Origin of the sequence: Fischerella major NIES-592 (assembly GCF_001904645.1) — a bacterium.
In the GTDB taxonomy this organism is placed as follows: domain Bacteria; phylum Cyanobacteriota; class Cyanobacteriia; order Cyanobacteriales; family Nostocaceae; genus Fischerella; species Fischerella thermalis.
In genome coordinates this window covers 64,442-84,816 of record NZ_MRCA01000005.1, presented here as the reverse complement: position 1 = coordinate 84,816, position 20,375 = coordinate 64,442, and the positions used below count along the sequence as shown (strand labels likewise).

Genomic DNA, 20,375 nt, shown 5'->3' with positions numbered 1-20,375 from the left:
TTTACGTCAGGGCTGGCAAACAAAGGTGTACGATTTGCGATCGCTTTCACATTTATAGCAAATGTTGTCGTGTTAATAACTTCGTTGACATGCGTCGATGCCTTATGCAGCAAGGTTACCAGGCTGCAAAATCGATGATTTTTTGAAGTTTTTTTCTCCTAATTCAGAGATGTGTCGATTGGGGGGTCTAAAACCCTCTCCCTGTAAGCGTTCCAGATGTGAACTCTTTCCATAACGCTTCCCCTCAATGGGGATGGAAACTCCCCTGCTGCTTAGACTCTGCGCTCAAAAAGCTTACGACTTTACGCAAAACTGTACTAAAACATCAAGCATTTTTAAGACATTCATAGAAAAAAATCTCACAACACTTACCTCACCTCGTCCTATCGGACACCCTTCTCCTTAGCAAGGAGAGGGGAACTCGGGGCCCCCACTCCCCCAAGGGAGTGGGGATTAGGGGTAGGGGGTGAGGTTTTTTATTGAAACTACCTTGATTCAATACAAATTTATGCAAACTTCTACTAAGTTTTGCAATTTGGAAACAATCAGAACAAACAAATTGCTAAACTTTTTTGATTAAAAACCAAGTTATAACTATGGCTATTGCCGTAAATCGAAAATTCACGGCTGTCCTACGTAGTAACTAACTAATAACTCATAACCGACAACTGATAACAGCGTGGGAATTAGTATGAAAAGTGACATGGCGATCGCACAACTAAGGCAGTACAAAGAATATGGGGAATCCGTTCTCCAAAGCCTGGAGTTAGTATCACAAAATCCACCTCCCCAGGAAAGCTGGTTTCCTAATAGTATCCATGAAAACATTCAAAGGTTAAAAGCATCTGCACAAAGGGTAGTAGAAATTGCTTCTTCACCTGTGAAAATTGGCGTCATGGGTGAATTCAGCAGTGGCAAAACTTTATTAATTGGAAGTCTCATTGGCTACGCCGATGCTTTACCTGTCAGTGAAACCCCTACCACTGGCAACGTTACCGCAATTCATTTGCGTCAGCAACCAGACTTACAAACAACACAAATTGGTAAGTACACCGTTCATTATCTCTCAGACGAGGGTGTGAAAGAGTGTCTGCGCTTTATGCTACAGGAAGTTGAAGTCCGAGCCAAAGCAGCTGAGTTATCCTTGGAATTGCTGGCTAGTCTCAAAAACTTGCACCCCACCACAATTGTGGATAGCAACGGAATTTTGAGATGGTGTGAACAAGCTTGGAATCAGACGCAAAGTTTAGAACTGCGATCGCTACTGCGCGAGTTAGTAGTGTATATACGTACCTACAACGCTTACGGTAAATATATTGGCGGTAAAAGCTACGAAATCGATCATACTACTGCCAAAAAAGGGTTGAGACTGGCTGAACCGCCGATGAATATCTTAGAACTCAGCTTTGATCAACTACCAGCACCTCCCCAACCTTGGGCAAATTTTGCTCAACCATCAGCCGTAGACTTACACAAAAGCTTTTCTTTGATTCGCCGCATTGATGTCACCGTCGAAGTATCCAAAGAAATTTGGGATTTATCTGCACTCCAGGGAACAAATGAATTTGTCTTGTTAGACTTTCCTGGTTTGGGTTCAGCCGATTCTGGCGTACGGGATACCTTTTTGTCACTGCGCGAACTTACAGATGTGCAAACTCTGCTGCTGTTACTCAACGGTAGATATCCTGGTGGTGCGATCGCTTCCAAAATTCGCACAATGTTGGAACGCGACAAAGGACAAGACTTAAGAGATAGAATTATTGTTGGTGTCGGACGCTTCAATCAACTTCCCCTTACCCAGAGTGACGAACGCGCCCTTGATGAACTCGTAGACGAACCATTACTTTCCGAAGCAAATATATTAGAAAGCCTGGGTATTCTCCAACTTACCATTGCCAGTGCCAGCAACTTAACCACAGAGAAAAAAAATATAGTTCTACTATCCCAACTCCACGGTTTAGCCAAACTTGCCGAACTTTCCTCCCTCATCCAAGTTTCATCCCGCGAGTTTTTGCCAGAATTAGACATACCCAACAAACTTTCAGAAGTCGAATTGCGGGAAAAATGGCAACAACTAAGTAAAAAGCTACCACCATCCAGCACCCTGCACAAACAACTGAGTGACTTTGCAGAAGACGGTGGAATTAGTAGATTGCGATCGCTACTCAAAGAACACGTAGCGCAACACGGCTTAAAACAACTTGTCGAAGATACCCAAAGAACCGTCAAAGCACTGCAAAAAGAACAAGATAACCTCAAAACCCTCCTCGAACAACTTCCCACCTATATCCCCGTCGAAGAAAATCCAAAATTTATCGAACTGCGCCAAGGTATAGAAAACCTAGTAACAATTTACCGACAATTTCAAGAAGAACTAGAAAAACAACCAATATTAAAAAACCGCGACGGAGTCGCCGTGAGTGATGTCGTCAAAGACGAATTAACTAATAAAATCTTCTTTGAATGGAGCGAATGGACACTACTATTCGATCGCACCAAAAACGGAACAATTTCCCTCACCAAAGCCGACAGCATTTTTGGTGACGAAGAAGTAGAAGACACCATCCCCACCAAAAGCGATGATTTCCACTCCGCCTTCGTCCAAACCATTCAAGAAATGCAAACCTTTGCTCACGATCGCACCACCGAAGCAGTAACCGACTTTTTCAAAAAACTATCCATCGAAGTCGCCGACGAACGTACCACAGTCAATTCTGTCCTGTCACCAGACATCGAACAGTACATTCAAAACAACTTTGGCAAAAATCAACTCCGCCTATTTCGTAACCTTTTGCGCGCCGTTGATCCCATCAACAAATGGCAAAAGCTCATTATTGAACACAGTGGATTAGCCACCAATCATCATACCATCAACGCCGACACCTTATTTCCCCTAGCGCGCCAAGATGAAAAACACCCCAACGGACAAATCTTCGACTGGAGTCCCGATAAAAAATATCCGACTCCTCCCAGACCATTCAATCATCAAATAGCCGTTTTACGACTGCGGGACGAAATCACCGCCAGCGCAGGCTTACACCTAGTGCAATACGTCAGTCAACTAACCAAACAAGTAAAATTTTCCTTTTCTCGGGCCCTCAAAGAAATCGTAGATAGTCTACAAGAACTATTAAAAACCAAACACGAACCCCTACTTCGATACATCGCCGACACAGACAAAGATAAATCTACATCCATTCCCCCTTGGTTAGAAACCCTTTCCCAAGTAACAATAATTTCTCATTCAAGTGAACTGTAACCATTGGATTTATGGGGTGATAAACGAACCGCGAAGGCGCGAAGAACACAAAGAAGAAACTCTTGTTCCTTCGCGCACTTCGCGTCTTCGCGGTTCATTAAATAAAATCTCTATGCGTACTGCGTAACTTGCACAAATTATGATTAATGTTAAGGGAATCTATAATAATGCCAATCAAAATAGAACTATTTAATCGTTACCAACTACGTACCCATCCCAACGATTCATCCTTATTACTATTACCAGCAATTGAAATTAGACCAGTTCCTAATCCTCATTTTCCTCATATCTTCCGCATTAATATATTTGTTACTGGTGTCCCAGAAGACTTAGCAGCAGCGATGCAATCTGCTTATAAAAGTGTAAACTTTGGTACTAATAAGCTTTTACAGCTTACTACTCCCCAGCGATTAAGGCAAAGTGATTGTCGCTGGAATGAACCTTTACCAACAGGTGTCAATTGTAATTTACAAGTCACGATCGAGTATTTTGAATCCGGGGCGACGGGTGATCCTCTTTTATCTATTAGCAAACAAATCAGCGCTGAATGCAATATCTGGACTTATCCAATCAAAGAATATTCACTGAAAAATCCACTCATGTCTTTTACAGATTCAGTCATCAACTCATTTAAAAGTACAACACCGCAAACTTTACCAGATGAGGAAGTAAAGTTAGATGTTGAGACAGTCAAGCAAGTCGATCAACAACCAGAAATTAACTATCCTGGTTGGTTTGCGATCGATTTTGGCACGTCTAATTCCACAGTTACGCTTTACGATCCGAAAGTTATTGTGACACCCCATAGTTTACCTAGTGAACAAGAGCTGAGGTTACGCGATCGCCTATCGACATGGTTAACTCAACGTCCGGTGGATAATATCGCTGGTGTAACTCAGGATGCGTGGGCGCAGGAATGGCAAAAATTTTTAATTGAAGTGAGTAAGAATGTCCAGGGTGATAGTAATGTCAATTTACGCAATTTAAACGGAGAGCAATTTTTAGAAGCAATTCGCCAAATTGAAATTGCCCTGAGTAAGCGTTTACCTTGGTTTCGTCGGGCTGCTAGTAAACGTTTAAATCAAATTTATCACGAAGTGTTTCGGGTTCCGCCTTTGGAATGGCAAAGTTTGATATCGGTAGAGTTAGATAAAGACCGACGTTTGAGTGAAATTGCTAGCGAGTTGGAAGTTATTGGCTTAGAACCGTTTTTACCAACCAACGATCCGCTCAAAGTCAAAGTTAGTTTGGGTGAACAAGCAAAACAACATCGTCTGGATGCAATTAGACAAGGCGAAGGAATTGAAAGCAGGTTTTTGCATTCGCCAAAACGTTATTTTGGACAAGAACGTTCTTTTCAAATTAGTCTCAATGGGAAAGAAGCTTCCATTCCTGTTAACAAACTATTGCAAGCGGCGTATGCGCAATTAATCGAGTTAACTGAAAAATATCGCCAGCGTTCCGGTAAGTGTTCCCAAGGGAAATTTTATCGCACGGTGGTAACTTACCCCACCATCGCTTCACCTTTTGTCCGGCGGGAAATTGAACAGTTGGTAAAACAGCTAGATATCGAAGACGTGCAAATGGCTTATGACGAAGCTGTTTCGGTAGCGATATTTTTCCTGTGGCGAGAATTTGGCGGCGATTTAAATTTAGGAATCGAATCTTTCAAGACTCGCTGTCGCCGGGATGGGGACAAGTGGTGGCAAAATGTCATGGTGTTGGATATTGGCGGTGGTACTACCGACTTAGCCTTAATTCGTCTTTCCCTAGAAGAAATCAACCCCTTTGAACCAGGAGAAGACCGAGGCGACGGCGGACGCTACTATAAACTTACACCGAAGTTACTTGGTTCCTCTGGACATCTGCAACTGGGCGGCGAACTCATAACCCTGCGACTATTCTTATTGTTAAAAGCAGCGATCGCCGACTGTTTACTGACTGCCATTGTAGATGAAACTTTGCCCAAAGATATCTTAAAAGTTCAACCAGAAGAACTAAGCGATCGCTTCCTGCAAAACGGTAAATTCCAGCCAGGTTCGCTGTTAGCATGTGTCGATAACGAAGTCCGCGAAGGCGAAGCCTACAAAGAAGCACTCAACGACGCCGAAAAAGTCCTACCTACGCGGTGGAAAAGCGCCCCATCCCGCGCCCAAACATTCTACACCCTTTGGGAACACGCCGAAGCAGCTAAACTCACCCTCGGACAGAAACGTCAAACCCTCGATACACCAGTATTTATCCTCGATGGTCAAAAAATCTCCGAACTCCTACTACACAACGATATCACCCTACCTACCAGCACCAGCGATCGCCTCAGTGTCACCCTCACCGTCGAACAATTTGAAAAAGCCGTCGCACCCGTAGTTCGGGAAGCCGTCGGTATCGCTCAAGGATTAATCGAAAACGCCTTTAAAAACCAATCCCTCAACCCTGGTAACTCCCCGGAAACAGTCGATTGGCTCATCCTCTCCGGGAAAACCTGCAACTTAGAAATCGTCGAACGCGAACTCTACCGCGTCTTCAGCAAATCCGACTACTTCCTTTGGAACGAAGAACGCGTCACCTTTGAACCAGAATACACCAAACTCGCCACATCCGCCGGCGCTTGCTTCGCCGAAAAACTCCGCCAACTCAGCTTCTCCCCCCAAAAAGCCAAAGACTTACTCAAAAAAGGCGCCAACCAACTATACATAGACGTCAAAAACCTGTTTTACTTTCTTCCCTGTTCTTTCGTCCGCGAAGTCATCGGCGGTAGTCCCGATCCCATCTTCCACGCCGGACAAGAACTATATCAACTGCAAGCCACAGATGCGATCGCCAAATATCGCAGTCGTTGGATGGGGATGCAATTAACCAACAACATCAGGCGCCAAGACTTCGAGAACATGAAACTGCAACTTTGGGGTAGCTACAACGGCGACATCCTGATGAAAAAATTAGGCATGAACGAAGAAGACTTCAAAAACCACATTCAAGTTCAATTTGAAATCAACCAAAAACTAGACATAGATCTATTATTATCCCGAGGCAAACCCCATTATCTCATCCCCGTCAATATACCTTGCCTTGATGCCGCCCAAGCGATCGGTACACAAACAGTAATTTCTGATCAAGGCGAAGTCGTTTGTGACATCGCCGTCAACGTCGCCGAATCAGCCAACGTCTTCAAAACCGATGCTCACACAGTACTCTTTTCCAGCAATCAAAACCAAGACCTACACACCTTCCGCTACAACGAAGCCGACACCCAAATCCAAGGACTAGGCTTAATCGCAGAATTACCCCCTTTCCCCGCCAGTGGTAAACACACATTTTACTTCCAATTTCGTCACCCAGAATCCAACAAATGGGAACTCATCGGTGAACTTCCCCAACCAGAAATCCAATCAGAATATCCTTGTAAATATTACGTTTCCCTCAACAAACAAGGTATCCTGCGCATCCACCCCTTTGAAGTACCATACTGGACATCAACAAACCCCGAATGTCTGAAAATAGAGGGATGTGTTTATCGAGATTCCCTCCAAGCCCAGTCTAACAACGTCGAGACAGAACGCGATCCATTTTGCGGATTGCATTAAAAACTTCTTCCTTCGTGTCCTTGGCGTCTTCGTGGTTCAAAAATATATTAAACCGCGAAGGCGCAAAGAGCGCGAAGGAAAATACAACAGAGGATTTTGCGTTAGTTTTGCAGAAATAATGGAGAGAACATGCAGCACCTCAGCAAGTTATTGGAAATAGAGGATTCACAATTAGCTTGGGTACTGCGGTTAGGTTTACATGGACTGCGGACTCAATTACAAGAAGCACTTAAGGAAGCAAAAACAGATTCCGGTAGCAGTGCTTGTCAGGAACTTGTACGCGAATTAGATCAACTTCTGCAACCACAAAAATCAAAAGTTATTACCCCCCCCACCTGGGAGGAGGTATTTGAACCAATTCACTTGGAATTATCAGGGGAACAGAAACTGAAACATATTGCTGATGCTTTGTTGGCTGATCAAGAATTGTTGCAATTTATTGGTGCGTACAAGTTTCACAGCAACAATGATGTTGATTTGTGGAATGAAATTCAACGCTTGCTGCTACGGGTTCCGGAAAAACTTGCTCATACTTGGCGGGAATGTATTTTGGCGGAGGCGAGTCAGTTAGGCGCTTTGGAAGATAAGCTGGCTGTGCAACAGTTTGGTTTTAGTCGGAATGAGCATGTTTACTCTGGTTTGCAGGGGAGTGTTTATGCAACTGGATTGTGTCTATCAAATCAGGTCGGTTTTGATCCCCGATTGCAAGTAGAAACAAGGGGCGGGGAGTTAGATTTATTGGCGGGAATTGTATCTGTTTGTTTAAAGTTTATCGATATAGATACGTGTTTACACCATGCTCTAAAAAGTGTAGATCGTTTTGGTGTCAGGTCTTTAAATTCGGAGTCGGAAAAGTCTAAGTATGTTACGGCACTTATCGACCGATTTCAGCGTGTCCTTATCACTACCGATGCTGACCCAGCGATCGCACTTCGTGCCAGATTAGATTTAGATGAGGCGATTCATTCTTTGGTATATTTGCCACCGTGCGATCGCTTTTCTTGGTGGGGGAAACTCCAACAAGAAGCGCGGCGCACTCTTGATAGTGTGGTGGAAAAAGCGCGTGATGCAGGTTATCAAGTGCAAATACGGCCATTGTGGGGAACCTACGCCGATATCTACACTTGGTCAAAAGACGATTTACAACTAAATATTGGTGGTGTACCAGGAGAAGTTTCCGCCTGTCTACGGGTGTGTGCCAAGATCAACGATGAGGTAATTCCAGGACGTGTTTTGTTCCGTTCTTCCTCTGAGGGGTAAGGTGAAATAATTCACTTGCAACCACATAAAAGCTCTAAAATCCACCCCAGATGTAATGTAAAATACTCAATAATTTCCGATATTTCATAAAATTACCAGCCTCTCATCAAGCTTGAATTTGTTTATAACTCATCTCCAGAAAATATTTAATTAACTTTTACACTGGCTTTTGAAGGCGTTCAAACACAATACACTCATTCCCTAATAATTGTGTTGCTCATCACAATTTAAAGTTTGACAACTGTATTAAATTGAACTGATAGCCTCATTCATCTATGCCAGCTTTAAAGGGATGTTTTAATCCTTAAAAAGAAAAACTCATGCCGGTTAAGGTAGAGGTTTTAGTCAAAGTCGGTAATCTCATTGTTAAAGTCCGTGTCTTGGTTAAAGAAGGCGTCGGCGTTCGAGTTAACGTTATAGTCAAAGATAAGTCGAAAATTAATGATCACGTAGAAAAGAAGGACACGGGGGACAACAAAGACAAGGGAGACAAGGGAGACTTTGTAACTAATTTTCTGGGCGATCGCATTTAAGAAAAATATGGAAACGCGAATAATCTTACTTCTTTCACAAAATTATTGATACAAATTCTCTCCCTTGTCTTCCTTGTCCTCCTTGTCTTCCAGTTCACCAAGTCTATCAGACTTATGGTGAAATGGTATCACTACCCTTGTTACAGTCCTGTTTTGAAATGAATCTTTCTTGGAGTCTTGGAGTCTTTGTGGTGAAGAAGATAAATCACTATTTTCTCCCCCATCTCCCCACCTCCTACTCAACTTCTCCAGTGTCGCCTCCATCACAGCGCTTGTCTGCCCGGTGACAGTAAATACCAGTGCTTCTCTGTAAACGCGCTGTGCAGGATGATGTAAATAATTAGCAGCACCACTAGAAACGGTGACGGCTGCGTGAGCAATGCGTGTTGCTAAATCAATTGCCCAGGCTCGTAGTTGTAGTTTTTGTGACAGTTGGGCATGAGTATTTTTCTGTAGCTGACGAATGGCAGTGCGACAGTGGTTTAATTCTTGTTGCAAAGCTGTCAAAGCCGCCGCGATCGCAGGCAATGATTTTGTCTGTAGGGCGGATTCGATAATATCTAAACCAGCGAAGGCGCAACCTGTAGCTAAAAAGGTGGCACGAAGGATGTTATTTTTGTCGTTTTCATGAATCCATCCGGCTGGTTTAATGGAAACTACGCGCTCTTGAGGTAGAAAGTAGTTATTTAAGTTGGCTGTGACGGTATTGGTTGATGTCATTGCTGCTAGTTCAGCTGGGGAGGTAAATGTAATCCTGCTTGTTGAGTTTTGGTAGGTGTCTTGAAAAGGAACTACGCCGAAAACAGCACGCCCATCGGGAAGGGTAGCAGCAACGATAAAATCATCAAACATTCCCCATCCTGTTACCCAAGGCACAACTCCATCTAATTGATACCCTCCTGGAACAAGTTTAGCTATCGTTAGCGGTTCACCTCCCCGCCTCAACTGCGAAAAGCCGACACCAATTAAAAGTTCACCTTTACCTATACGTGGTAAATACTCCTGCTTCAGAACAGAATTACTGCTAGCAACTAGCATTGCAGCAGCGCTTTGGTGTTGAGTTTGCAAAAAAGCTAAAGCACCAGAGTATCTTGCTACCAGTTCTTGAAAATCACTAAAGGTTTCTTCACTAATTTCCTTACCACCCCAATTCTGGGGAACACGTAACGCCAGCAAGCCTAAATCTCTGAGTCCTTGCAGTGCGTGCATCAGCGCATCCGGGTTGCTGTCTATCTCGTTAGCTTTGACTGCAACTGAGTTGAGCAAGTAGGAATGGGCTATTTCTAAAACAGAATGGTTTTCCTTGGGTGACACTTGGCGATCGCAATTCATCAGCTTTCGCTAGCTTAACAAAATTTAGAAGGAGGACAATAAACACCGATCACGGATTCCCAATCTCCAATCCCACAAAAGAATCCCCCCAAATCCTGTAAGTCACAGGTTTTAGAGGGTTCAAATGTTGCAGCAAAAAGTGAATTAGTAATAGATTAGCAGCCTGTAAGTTAATTTTTGACTAAACTTTAATTAAATTTACGTAAAAAGTTTGTTTTTTTTGCGTACACTATAAGTCATATAGAGAAAAATCTAATACTTAATTTACTGGAAATATTACTATTATTCTATTTAAGTAAACTTTTGTTATTAACTTGGAAATTTAGTTTTGAGCGGAATAGATCACGTTTATCTAAGATTATGACTGCTGTTGAGGAATCGCAACAATAAACTCAGTACCTTGACCAGGTGCTGAAATACACTTAATTTTCCCTTGATGCTTTTCAACAATAATTTTGTAGCTAATTGACAAACCCATACCCGTACCTTTACCTACGGGTTTAGTAGTGAAGAAGGGATCAAATATTTTTTGCCGCACATCTTCAGTCATTCCTATGCCGTTATCGGCTATACAAACTAACACCACATCATCCTTAATTTCGGTGCGGATGCGAATCGTAGGAGTTTGGGATTGTTGATCAGAAAAAAAGGCAGAAATGCTTGTTTGTCCTCCCTGTCCCCTAAGTCGTCCCTCTTCCAAAGCATCGATCGCATTTGCCAACAGATTCATAAACACTTGATTGAGCTGTCCTGGATAACAATCTACCAGTGGTAGGTTGGAGTATTCTTTAATAACCTGAATTTCTGGATGATCCGGTTTTGCTTTCAGGCGATGCTGTAACAATAGCAAAGTACTGTCAATGCCTTCATGGATATCAACGGCTTTCATTTCTGCTTCATCCAAGCGGGAGAAATTACGTAAAGACAGAACAATCTGACGAATGCGATCAGTGCCAATCTTCATTGAAGCCAACAGTTTAGGCAAATCTTGGCAGAGAAACTCTAGATCGATCGCTTCGATTTCCTCTGCAATTTCTGTTACTGGTTGAGGGTAGTGTTGTTGGTAAAGTTCCACTAAATGCAGTAAGTCTTGGGCGTAGTTACTAGCGTGTGTAATGTTTCCGTGAATAAAGTTCACTGGGTTATTAATTTCATGAGCAATACCAGCCACCAATTGTCCCAAACTCGACATTTTCTCGGTTTGGACTAACTGTGCTTGGGTTGCTTGCAGTTCCTGTAAAGTTTCTTCTAATTGTTGCGCTTTTTCTTGGGCAGTTTGAGCGGCGATCCGGCTTTGTTTGTAGAGTTCTGCTTGATCAATTGCTATGGCAATTTGATCTGTAACTGCAAGCAATAATTCTACTTCACTATCTAGCCAAGTTCGACAATCAGTGAACTGGTTGCAAGATAAACCCCCAATTTCACCAGATTGGGTATGGACTGGTAAAATCACTGAGGCTTTAAAGCCCAAACTTAGAAAAAACTGTCGCGATACAGGATCGGATATTGCTTCAACATCATCAAATCTGATGATTGCTTTTTGCAAAACTTTTTGAGCAATTGGCCCTACTTCTTCTGTTGTTGATCGTAGATCTAGCAAACTTGGTACAGTAGGATTTTTAGCCTCTTGAACATTTTCCCAGTAAGGCGGTTCGGCTTCAGCACGATACCAGCTGAAAACACACATATCAAGTTGTAATAAATTGCGAACTTCTGTAACGGCATTTTCCAGAATTTGATTAATATCCAAAGAAGCCCGAATCTGACTGGCAAGACGATTCAGCAGTGTTTCTTTGCAAGCCAGTTCGCGAAACTGGCGTTCAGATTGCCGCAGTGCGTCTTCTGTACGCTGGCGTTGAAGTTCTGCTGTGGCACGGGCAGCAAAAATACTCAGAATTGCTTTAGCCCGTTCCTCTGCCAGCAGTGGCTTTGTATCAAAGACAGCAATGTGACCGATCGCTACTCCAGAGGTATCGAGAAATGCTGCTCCCAAGTAACTTTCTGCCTGCATAGCCGCTAAGTCTTGGTTGAGAGGAAAAACTTGCTGTAACCCATAGGGATAGTAAGCAATACCCTCTTGAATCGCAATTTCACAAGGAGTATGAGCTAAATCAAACTCAAAATTTTCTTTGAGGTTGTCGTCTATCCAGAATGCCAAAACTCGGGCTTTAGTATATTCTGTACCAATTCTTTCCGCTACCATCGCATAGCGAACCCCTAAGGCTGCTGCTAGATGGCGCACCAGAACCGGAAAAAATTCTTCACCCGTTACAGAAGCAGTCCCAGCAACAAGTGCTTGCAAAGCTGCTTCGGCTTTTTTGCGATCGCTAATCTCGCGGACAATAGCTAAAATTTCATCGTCACCGCTTGGTACTATTCGTGCTTCATAGTCGCGTATTTCTCCTTCTATTGGCAGCTGGTACTCAAAAATCTGGATGCTGCGCTCAGCAAGAGCTTGTTCGGTGTAGTACATTACTTGCTGCGCCACACTGGGCGGTAAGAGTTCATGGACAAATTTACCGATGATTTCATTGGCTGGTGCTACTAATTTTGCGTCTTTTGCTGCTACGTAATCTAGATAAGTACCTTTTCTGTCAAAGCGAAACATTAAATCTGGAATCGCGTTGAGCATGGCCCTATTTCTAGCCTCGCTTTTTTGCAAAGCTTCTTCAGCAAGTTTACGATCAGTAATATCTGTAAGCATCCCTAAAGTGCCAACATAATGCCCAGCAGCATCATGGATCGGATTAGTAGCAATCATTGTCCACAGTTCGGAACCATCCTTGCGGCGGAATTTCAAATCGTGTTGTTCAGCAATACCATGGCGACGACGTTCTAATTGTTCAGTGGCGATCGCTTGCCCTTGTGCATCCATAAAGGCAAACAAAGGCATTCCGATCATTTCCTCTACTGTGTATCCGAGCATTTGGGCCATTTTCGGATTGACAAAACTCGTCTTACCTTCTGTGTCCAGTATCCATATACCCTCTGCTGCTGTCTCAATTAAGCGGCGATATTGGGCTTCGCTTTCATGTAAGGCTGCTTCAGCACTTTTACGTTCTGTAATATCACGGGCTATACCAATTACGCCGATAATGTTACCTTGAGCATCCCGCCAAGGACTTTTGGTTGATAAAAAAATGCGTATGACTCCGTTATCGGGTATATATTCTTCACTGGTATTAGAAATACCAGTATTGATGATTCTGTTGTCTGCTGCTTGAAGCTCAGCAGCAACATCTGCTGTAAACAAATCAGTGTCTTTCTTACCAATGATTTCCTTAATTGGTTTTTTCAAAAAATTTGCAAAACTAGAGTTAACCATCACATGGCGTCCCTCTAAATCTTTGGCAAAAATTAAATCCGAGGTACTGTCAATGACAGAATGTAAAAGACTATAGCTGGCTTGCAAAGCTTTTTCTGCCTGTCTGCGATCGCTAATATCAGTATGGATGCCAATTAAACCGATTATTCGGCCATTCGTGTCTTTGATCGCATCAGCACGGAGGTGGATTTGGATCAATTTACCACTGCGATTTTTCATCGTCAGTACACCATTCCACGACTGACCTGTTTGAATCGTGGTGAAAACCGTAGCCGCTTCTGTCACATTAACATAGACCGCGCTAGCCCCTCCAACGGCTTGCATCTCCTCAACGGTGTACCCGAATAAATCAATAAAAGCTTGGTTGTGATAAATTGGTTTACCTGTGATATCGGTAATCGCGATCGCATCACTCGTACTTTCGATGGCTTGACTGATCGGGATTAATTCTGCTGTCCGTTCTGCAATGCGAGTTTCTAGCTGTGGTTTGGCTTCTTCCACAGCTAGTTCCGTGAGTTTACGCTCGGTAATGTCTAAGAGTGTACCCATCATCCGGGTTACTTGTCCGTTATGATCCCGTAAAACATCTCCTTTGCCTCTGAGCCAGCGCACACTACCATCTTGCCACACCCGAAAATCAGCATCATAGCTAGTTTTTGAGTGTAAAGTACTCCGAATTGCCCGGCTGACAATTGAGCGATCGCTTTTGTAAACTTGCTTGAGAAAAGCTTTGTAGTTTGTAGGTAAATAATTAGGAGTCCAGCCCAAAATCTGCTCTACTTGCTCAGAGCAACTAACTTGCTTGGTTTTAAAATTCCAATCCCAAACTCCTATTTCGGCTAGCTGCAGTCTGGTTTCACTCTGAGTGAAAGAAAACTTTTTTACTTCTATATCAGTAATATCTACACAATAGCCTATGTAACCAGCAAAGCAGCCATTTGCTGTAAATCGTGAGGTAACTGTATCTAAAATCCAGCGATATTCCCCATCAGCTCGACGTAGACGATACTGTCTGCTAAACTTTTTGTATCTCTTCAAAGCTGAAATATAGTGATCCTGACATTGCTGTCTATCTTCAGGATGTACCCCCTCTAACCAACCTACCCCTACTTCCACCGAGTGCGATCGACCAGTAAATTCTAGCCAAGCAGGGTTAAAATAATTACAAACTGCGTCACACCCAGCCATCCAAATCATTACAGGTGCTGTATCTGCCAGTGCGCACAACAGTTCTTCAACTTGTGGCATCGCTGTTACTAACACCCTATATTCTGCGCTTTTGCTGTGAGCAATGTCATCTTGCAGCTTTTCAGGGAACATTTTCACCTGCCTGTAAGGATCACGGATCAGGGATTGGGTCAGGGACTGGGGAATAAATTTTTATGCCTTTGTTGTGGGGTCTAGCTAGTTACTCTACCCTGAAATTTTTGTAATTTATTTAACTCTACGTTTGCCATAGTAAATTTACGGTAATTCTGGTAGTAAGGTAAGGAAATTGGCAGGAAAATAATCTAGGTTTGAACAACCAACCACCAACCACTAACTACTAATTACCTTTTCGAGTTAATTTGATTTATGGCGACTAAATTTTGATTAAATAAATCTGTATATGAACCATTCTTCGCAGCCTGTACAAGAATCTTCTGCGATTTGGTCTAACCTGCTCCAACAACTACTAGAACGTCAGTCTTTGTCTCGCACTCAAGCAGAAAAATTGATGCAAGGATGGCTAAGTGAGGCTATTCCTCCGGAATTATCGGGAGCTATTTTAGCTGCACTACATTGCAAAGGTGTATCTGCTGAGGAACTAGCAGGTATGGCTGGAGTATTGCAAGCTCAGTCTCTAGGAAGAGGTGGGGACAAGGGGATAAGGGGACAAGGAAGTAATTTTTCTTCGTTATCTCCTCACACTCCCCTGATCGACACCTGCGGTACTGGAGGAGACGGAGCATCAACATTTAATATCTCTACAGCAGTTGCTTTTGTTGCTGCTGCTAGTGGTATACCTGTTGCGAAACATGGTAATCGTTCGGCATCAAGTCGTGTTGGGAGTGCGGATGTATTAGAAGCTTTGGGTATAAATCTTAGCTGTGCTAGTGAGAAGGTAGAAGCAGCACTCAAAGAAGTGGGGATCACTTTTTTGTTTGCTCCTGGTTGGCATCCAGCCCTCAAGGCGGTTGCTTCGTTGCGGCGGAACCTTAAGGTGCGGACTGTATTTAATTTACTCGGACCGTTAGTTAATCCCTTACGTCCCACAGGGCAAGTGATTGGTGTATTTGATCCTCAATTATTAACAACAATTGCTCAAGCCTTACAGCAACTGGGTACACAAAAAGCGATCGTGCTGCACGGACGAGAAAAATTAGATGAAGCAGGTTTGGGCGATGTTACTGACTTGGCTGTGTTGTCAAAAGATGAAGTCACAATTACTACCATTGACCCTGTACAATTCGGTATAAATACTGCTCCCATTACGGCGATCGTAGGTGGCGATCTCCAAGAGAATGCCGAAATCCTTAAGGCAGTGTTGCAAGGTAAAGGAACACAAGCACAACAGGATGTAGTAGCGCTAAATGCAGCCTTAGCATTGCAAGTGGGTGAAGCAGTACCACTGTTGGATCACGCTCAAGGTGTACAATTGGCTAGGGATATCCTCCAGAGTGGTGCGGCTTGGACGAAGTTGGAACAGTTAGTCCAGTTTCTGAAGGATTGAGTTGCTCAGAGTGGGATAGTGGACGAAATTCTACAACATCACGCTTGATTGTGATCTCGTATTCACCAAAAAAATCGTGTCCCAAAAGCCCTGTTTCTAGTTCTGCGCCAGCAATCGCAACTGGAATTTTGTTGACTGTTACTCCACCAGCTTCAATTGAATTTACGTAACCAATAGGGAATTCTACCGCTTTCGCACTGGCAGTATTTGCTTTGGCTTTCCCAAAAGGTACTATTCCCAGGGCATCTGCCATACCCTGGGTGATAACTGTACCACTTGCTCCTGTATCCAAAATCATTTCAAATTGCTGATTGCCATTAAAAGTAACATCAATAATTGGTGTACCCCCTATTCGTCGTTTGATGGGGGCGACAAACACTACAGATTCATGGCGCTGCTGTGTAGTAGGTGCTGCAAAGACCTGTTGTTTGCTGTTGGTTGGTGGTTGGTAGTTGTTGATTGGTGCTTGTTGGGTTTTTGGTACAATCGCTGGTTTGGTAGAAGGTTGAGGAACCACAAGTACTATTTTAGAAGGTTGCGCTTTAGAAGCTTGTACCTGTGTGACTAATTGTGGTGGTGGCTCCTTGGGAGAGAAAGCTTGCTGTTGGGCGTATTTGATGCGGCGTTGATATTGAATGATGTTATCTTGAGCGCTGGGAAAGTAGGAACTTTGTCGATCTACTTGTTTCATCAACGCGATCGCATCTTGATACTGAGTAACTACTAAATTCCAATCTTCTGTTGATTGAGCAGATTGACTAATCGCATCAGCACTAGCTGCTTTATCTAGTCCCAGTTCAAATGTACTGGGTTGAAGTTCAGAAGCTTGATATTGCTGTGGTTGTGGACTTATTGTTGGTAATGGTGTGTTCTCACCAGAAGCGATCGCACTTTTTTGTGTTGCTTTTGGTTGTTGTTGCTCATGATTCACAACAGCCTGTTTGTCTTCACGACAGGCAACAGTAAAAATCGCCAGTGTGGTGGAAAGAAATATTAGCGTAGCCTGGGATAAAAAAGACTGAAGCATAATTGTTTAGAACGCATACCTTCCCCTACACCCACGATATTTGGAATAGTACCTGTATCCGGCTGGATAAAGTAGACACTACATCTTTAATATAATGCCGTAGCCGATAAACATTCGAGAGCATTTTTATCTTTTGCTATTGTAATGCAAGCAGACAAAGCAATTCAAATAAAGTAGTACAGTACTCGACCAAATAAGTTTTGACTCTTTAGTGAGGCGTCAGATCCCCGACTTTTCAAAAAGTCGGGGATCTGGCTCACCTATCAAAATCAATTTGGTGAACTAGTAGGAAGCAAAAGGAAAAAGGCTGTCAGAAAATTAACCTAAAAATTTTTTCATGGGAACTCTAATGAAAATACAGGTAATAAAGCTATGAAATACAATCCTTAATTATTTGTTAACGTCATATATAAAATAGACAAATCTAAATTTATGGGATAATTATCCTTCGCAGTGCACAGGATATTAATTAGTGGTTGTTTGTTGGTTGTTGATTGTTGATGGGTAGAGACGCGATGTTCCTCGCGTTTGTACATTGGTAATTAGTGGTTGTTTGTTGGTTGTTATCCCTTGTCTCCCCGATCCCTGATCCCCAATCCCCTATTCCTATTTTTTTGACTTATATAATCTATGGCTCTGTTTGAAGCAATACCTGCCTTACTTGTCCTTGCCGATGGAACCACTTATCGCGGTTGGTCTTTTGGTGCTACAGGCACTGCGATCGGGGAAGTGGTATTTAACACTGGTATGACTGGATATCAAGAAGTCCTGACTGACCCTAGTTATTGTGGTCAGATAGTAGTTTTTACTTATCCAGAACTGGGTAACACAGGTGTGAATCCAGAGGATGAAGAATCCGCTCGACCCCAAGTACGAGGAGCGATCGCACGCAATATTTGTACCCGACCAAGTAACTGGCGCTGTTCGCAATCGTTACCGGACTACCTCAAACAGCACCAAATACCCGGCATTTACGGCATAGATACCCGCGCCTTGACCCGCAAAATTCGGATCTATGGAGCTATGAATGGCGGCATTTCTACAGAAATTCTGGACGAAGCAGAATTGCTAGAACGGGTATTAGCAGCTCCTGTCATGAGTGGATTAAATCTGGTTCGTGAAGTGACTACCCAAACACCATATGAATGGTCAGAAACTACTGACCCCGTTTGGGAATTTAACCCACAAGCAAAAGCTAATTCTGATGAAACCTTGACTGTTGTGGCCCTAGACTTTGGCATCAAACGCAATATTTTACGCCGCTTAGCAAGTTATGGATGCCGTGTTATCGTTGTTCCAGCCCACACCCCTACTGAAGAAATTCTCAAATACAATCCAGATGGAATTTTTCTCTCTAATGGCCCTGGTGATCCGGCGGCTGTCACCGAAGGTATTGAGACTGCCAAGGCTTTACTGTCGGCTCAAAAACCCATGTTTGGCATTTGCATGGGACATCAAATTTTAGGTCATGCTTTGGGAGCAGAAACTTATAAACTTAAATTTGGGCATCGTGGCTTGAATCAACCAGCAGGTTTGGAAAAACGGGTGGAAATTACCAGTCAAAACCACAGTTTTGCTATTAACCCAGACACCCTACCCGAAGCTGTTGTAGAAATCAGCCACCTGAACTTAAATGATCGCACTATTGCTGGAGTACGTCACAAGAATCTACCTGTGTTCTCTGTGCAGTACCACCCAGAAGCTTCTCCTGGTCCTCACGACGCTGATTACCTGTTTGAGAATTTTGTACAAGCAATGCGCGCAGCTCGCCAAACACCAAACAGTTCTAATGAGGTAAAAATAAAGTAAAAATGGAGAAAGCGCGAGATTGGGGACTCGTGACAGTGAAGATTAACTCAGTGAACAGAGAAAGGAAACTGATCACTGATACCCAATCCCCAATGTAGACAACATCTACCAAAACCATCTATACTTGAGCGTTCAACATAAATATGAGGAGGGAATTATTGCTGAGCCACTGAACCTAACCGTTAGCCTGAGAGGTACTCGTGAAGTCCGGGATAACTGTCAGCTATTCCGCCTCACAGGTTTGTTAGACGCGTTTTCGGAACCGACGTTTCGCAAAGTATTAGGAAGCAAGATTGACGAGGGTCCCAAACACATTATTCTGGATCTCTCGCAAATCGATTTTGTTGATAGCTCCGGCTTGGGTGCTTTGGTACAGTTAGCCAAGCAGGCACAAAATGCTGAAGGTACTTTGCAAATTGTCACTAATGCCCGCGTAACTCAAACAGTCAAGCTTGTCCGTTTGGAGAAGTTTTTAATGTTGCAGACATCAGTCGATGCAGCTTTAGAAAACCTCAAAAACCCTTCTTGATTGCTTGACTGCGCCGATAAAATTAGCTATCCGATGCTTTTATCTGGATAGCTTAATTTTTGTCATAATTTGGCATGACTGCTAACCTTTCACAGTTGACTTTTCGAGAAGACAATCCCAAAAAAACTATGAAGAATGAGATAATGGTGCTTCACAATTTCAAAGTTCATTCTAATCTTAAATAAAGCTGATCTCAAGGGAGAATACTCATCTGCTTACTAAGCTCTTGGTGACTAACAGTTACCCATAGGGTACAAGTTCCTAAGTTCCGTCCGGGACGCTGCGCGTGTACAAATTTTTCGCAAAATCCAAAATCCAAAATCTAATGATGCCCCTAGCGTTAATTAATTGTTTACAATAGTTGACAAAACGTTAGCGACTCACTAACTATATTTGAATAACAAATTTTCTTCCCGCACAATGCTTGTGATAACTGCAACAGAGCCAACGCTCAGAAAAAATGCATTATTTCCAACCTCCCAAATATAGTCTGCAAGGAATCATCGCTTGTGAAATCAAAGGAGGAAAATTTATTGAATGAACAAGGTGAAACTAAAGTGTTAGATTCATCTTGTTGGCAGTTCATGCAGGCAACAATAGAAAATTTGTCTCAGCAGCAAATTGACCAAGCACAACTACAAAAACTTTCTCCTGCTGCCTTAGCATATTTGGGAGATGCAGTGTATGAACTTTATGTTAGGATGTATTATCTGCTGCCGCCGCAGCGAAGCCAAAGTTACCATCGTCTGGTAGTGGCGCAGGTAAGGGCAGAAACGCAGGCGCTACACTTGCGATCGCTTACTCCCCATCTGCGACACAGCGAGTTAGAAATAGTCCGAAGGGGCCGTAACGCCAGCACAGGACGTCCCAAGCGATTAGATCCCGAAATATATCAACAAGCAACTAGCTTAGAAACTTTAATCGGCTATCTATATCTTACTGATCAGCCACGCTTAGCTGAACTATTACAAAGGCTGCAATTAGAAAAGTAATGAGAAAATTGT

10 protein-coding genes and 1 pseudogene are annotated in these 20,375 nt (G+C 43.1%); 8 read left to right on the top strand and 3 right to left on the bottom strand.

Annotated features, from left to right (window positions below):
- Positions 1-691: 691 nt before the first annotated feature.
- The 4 genes from NIES592_RS11220 (at position 692) to NIES592_RS11205 (ending at position 8,636) form a co-directional block, all read left to right on the top strand.
- Complete coding sequence (locus tag NIES592_RS11220) at positions 692-3,259, top strand: dynamin family protein (protein WP_073555768.1); 2,568 nt, start codon at positions 692-694, stop codon at positions 3,257-3,259.
- A 167-nt stretch (positions 3,260-3,426) separates the two neighbouring features.
- Positions 3,427-6,843: a virulence factor SrfB gene (locus tag NIES592_RS11215; RefSeq protein ID WP_073555767.1), complete on the top strand. Its 3,417-nt coding sequence runs from the start codon at positions 3,427-3,429 to the stop codon at positions 6,841-6,843.
- 129 nt (positions 6,844-6,972) lie between these two features.
- Positions 6,973-8,103, top strand: coding sequence for a hypothetical protein (locus NIES592_RS11210; RefSeq protein ID WP_073555766.1), 1,131 nt, complete (start codon positions 6,973-6,975; stop codon positions 8,101-8,103).
- A gap of 320 nt (positions 8,104-8,423) precedes the next feature.
- Complete coding sequence (locus NIES592_RS11205) at positions 8,424-8,636, top strand: hypothetical protein (protein WP_062246373.1); 213 nt, start codon at positions 8,424-8,426, stop codon at positions 8,634-8,636.
- Between the two features lie 183 nt (positions 8,637-8,819).
- On the opposite strand, the pseudogene NIES592_RS11200 reads toward NIES592_RS11205, so the two are convergent.
- Positions 8,820-9,968: pseudogene (locus tag NIES592_RS11200) on the bottom strand (acyl-CoA dehydrogenase family protein); the annotation flags it as partial.
- A 358-nt stretch (positions 9,969-10,326) separates the two neighbouring features.
- The gene (locus NIES592_RS11195; RefSeq protein ID WP_073555765.1) at positions 10,327-14,613 is read right to left on the bottom strand and encodes a PAS domain S-box protein; all 4,287 of its coding nucleotides are present in this window, start codon (positions 14,611-14,613) and stop codon (positions 10,327-10,329) included.
- Positions 14,614-14,902: 289 nt separating this feature from the next.
- Here NIES592_RS11195 and trpD point away from each other — a divergent pair, with 289 nt between their 5' ends.
- Entirely contained in the window at positions 14,903-16,006 is a 1,104-nt protein-coding gene (trpD, locus tag NIES592_RS11190) for an anthranilate phosphoribosyltransferase (RefSeq protein ID WP_062246369.1), read from the top strand.
- Here trpD and NIES592_RS11185 read toward each other — a convergent pair.
- Positions 15,936-17,033 carry a retropepsin-like aspartic protease family protein gene (locus tag NIES592_RS11185; RefSeq protein ID WP_073555764.1) on the bottom strand — a complete coding sequence of 366 codons (1,098 nt, stop codon included), beginning with the start codon at positions 17,031-17,033 and terminating at the stop codon, positions 15,936-15,938. The genes trpD and NIES592_RS11185 overlap by 71 nt on opposite strands.
- 630 nt (positions 17,034-17,663) lie before the next feature.
- Here NIES592_RS11185 and carA point away from each other — a divergent pair.
- The 3 genes from carA to NIES592_RS11170 all read left to right on the top strand — a co-directional run bounded on the left by carA (position 17,664) and on the right by NIES592_RS11170 (position 20,363).
- Positions 17,664-18,842, top strand: a complete 1,179-nt coding sequence (carA, locus tag NIES592_RS11180; protein ID WP_062246364.1) for a glutamine-hydrolyzing carbamoyl-phosphate synthase small subunit — start codon at positions 17,664-17,666, stop codon at positions 18,840-18,842.
- Between the two features lie 124 nt (positions 18,843-18,966).
- Complete coding sequence (locus NIES592_RS11175; RefSeq protein ID WP_062246362.1) at positions 18,967-19,371, top strand: STAS domain-containing protein; 405 nt, start codon at positions 18,967-18,969, stop codon at positions 19,369-19,371.
- Between the two features lie 509 nt (positions 19,372-19,880).
- Complete coding sequence (locus tag NIES592_RS11170) at positions 19,881-20,363, top strand: Mini-ribonuclease 3 (protein WP_062246359.1); 483 nt, start codon at positions 19,881-19,883, stop codon at positions 20,361-20,363.
- Positions 20,364-20,375 lie beyond the last annotated feature (12 nt).

Excerpts from the sequence above, each read along its gene's own strand:
- NIES592_RS11220 (WP_073555768.1), top strand. The coding sequence starts at position 692 with ATGAAAAGTGACATGGCGATCGCACAACTAAGGCAGTACAAAGAATAT.
- NIES592_RS11215 (WP_073555767.1), top strand. The coding sequence starts at position 3,427 with ATGCCAATCAAAATAGAACTATTTAATCGTTACCAACTACGTACCCAT.
- NIES592_RS11210 (WP_073555766.1), top strand. The coding sequence starts at position 6,973 with ATGCAGCACCTCAGCAAGTTATTGGAAATAGAGGATTCACAATTAGCT.
- NIES592_RS11205 (WP_062246373.1), top strand. The coding sequence starts at position 8,424 with ATGCCGGTTAAGGTAGAGGTTTTAGTCAAAGTCGGTAATCTCATTGTT.
- NIES592_RS11195 (WP_073555765.1), bottom strand. The coding sequence starts at position 14,613 with ATGTTCCCTGAAAAGCTGCAAGATGACATTGCTCACAGCAAAAGCGCA.
- trpD (WP_062246369.1), top strand. The coding sequence starts at position 14,903 with ATGAACCATTCTTCGCAGCCTGTACAAGAATCTTCTGCGATTTGGTCT.
- NIES592_RS11185 (WP_073555764.1), bottom strand. The coding sequence starts at position 17,033 with ATGCTTCAGTCTTTTTTATCCCAGGCTACGCTAATATTTCTTTCCACC.
- carA (WP_062246364.1), top strand. The coding sequence starts at position 17,664 with ATGGCTCTGTTTGAAGCAATACCTGCCTTACTTGTCCTTGCCGATGGA.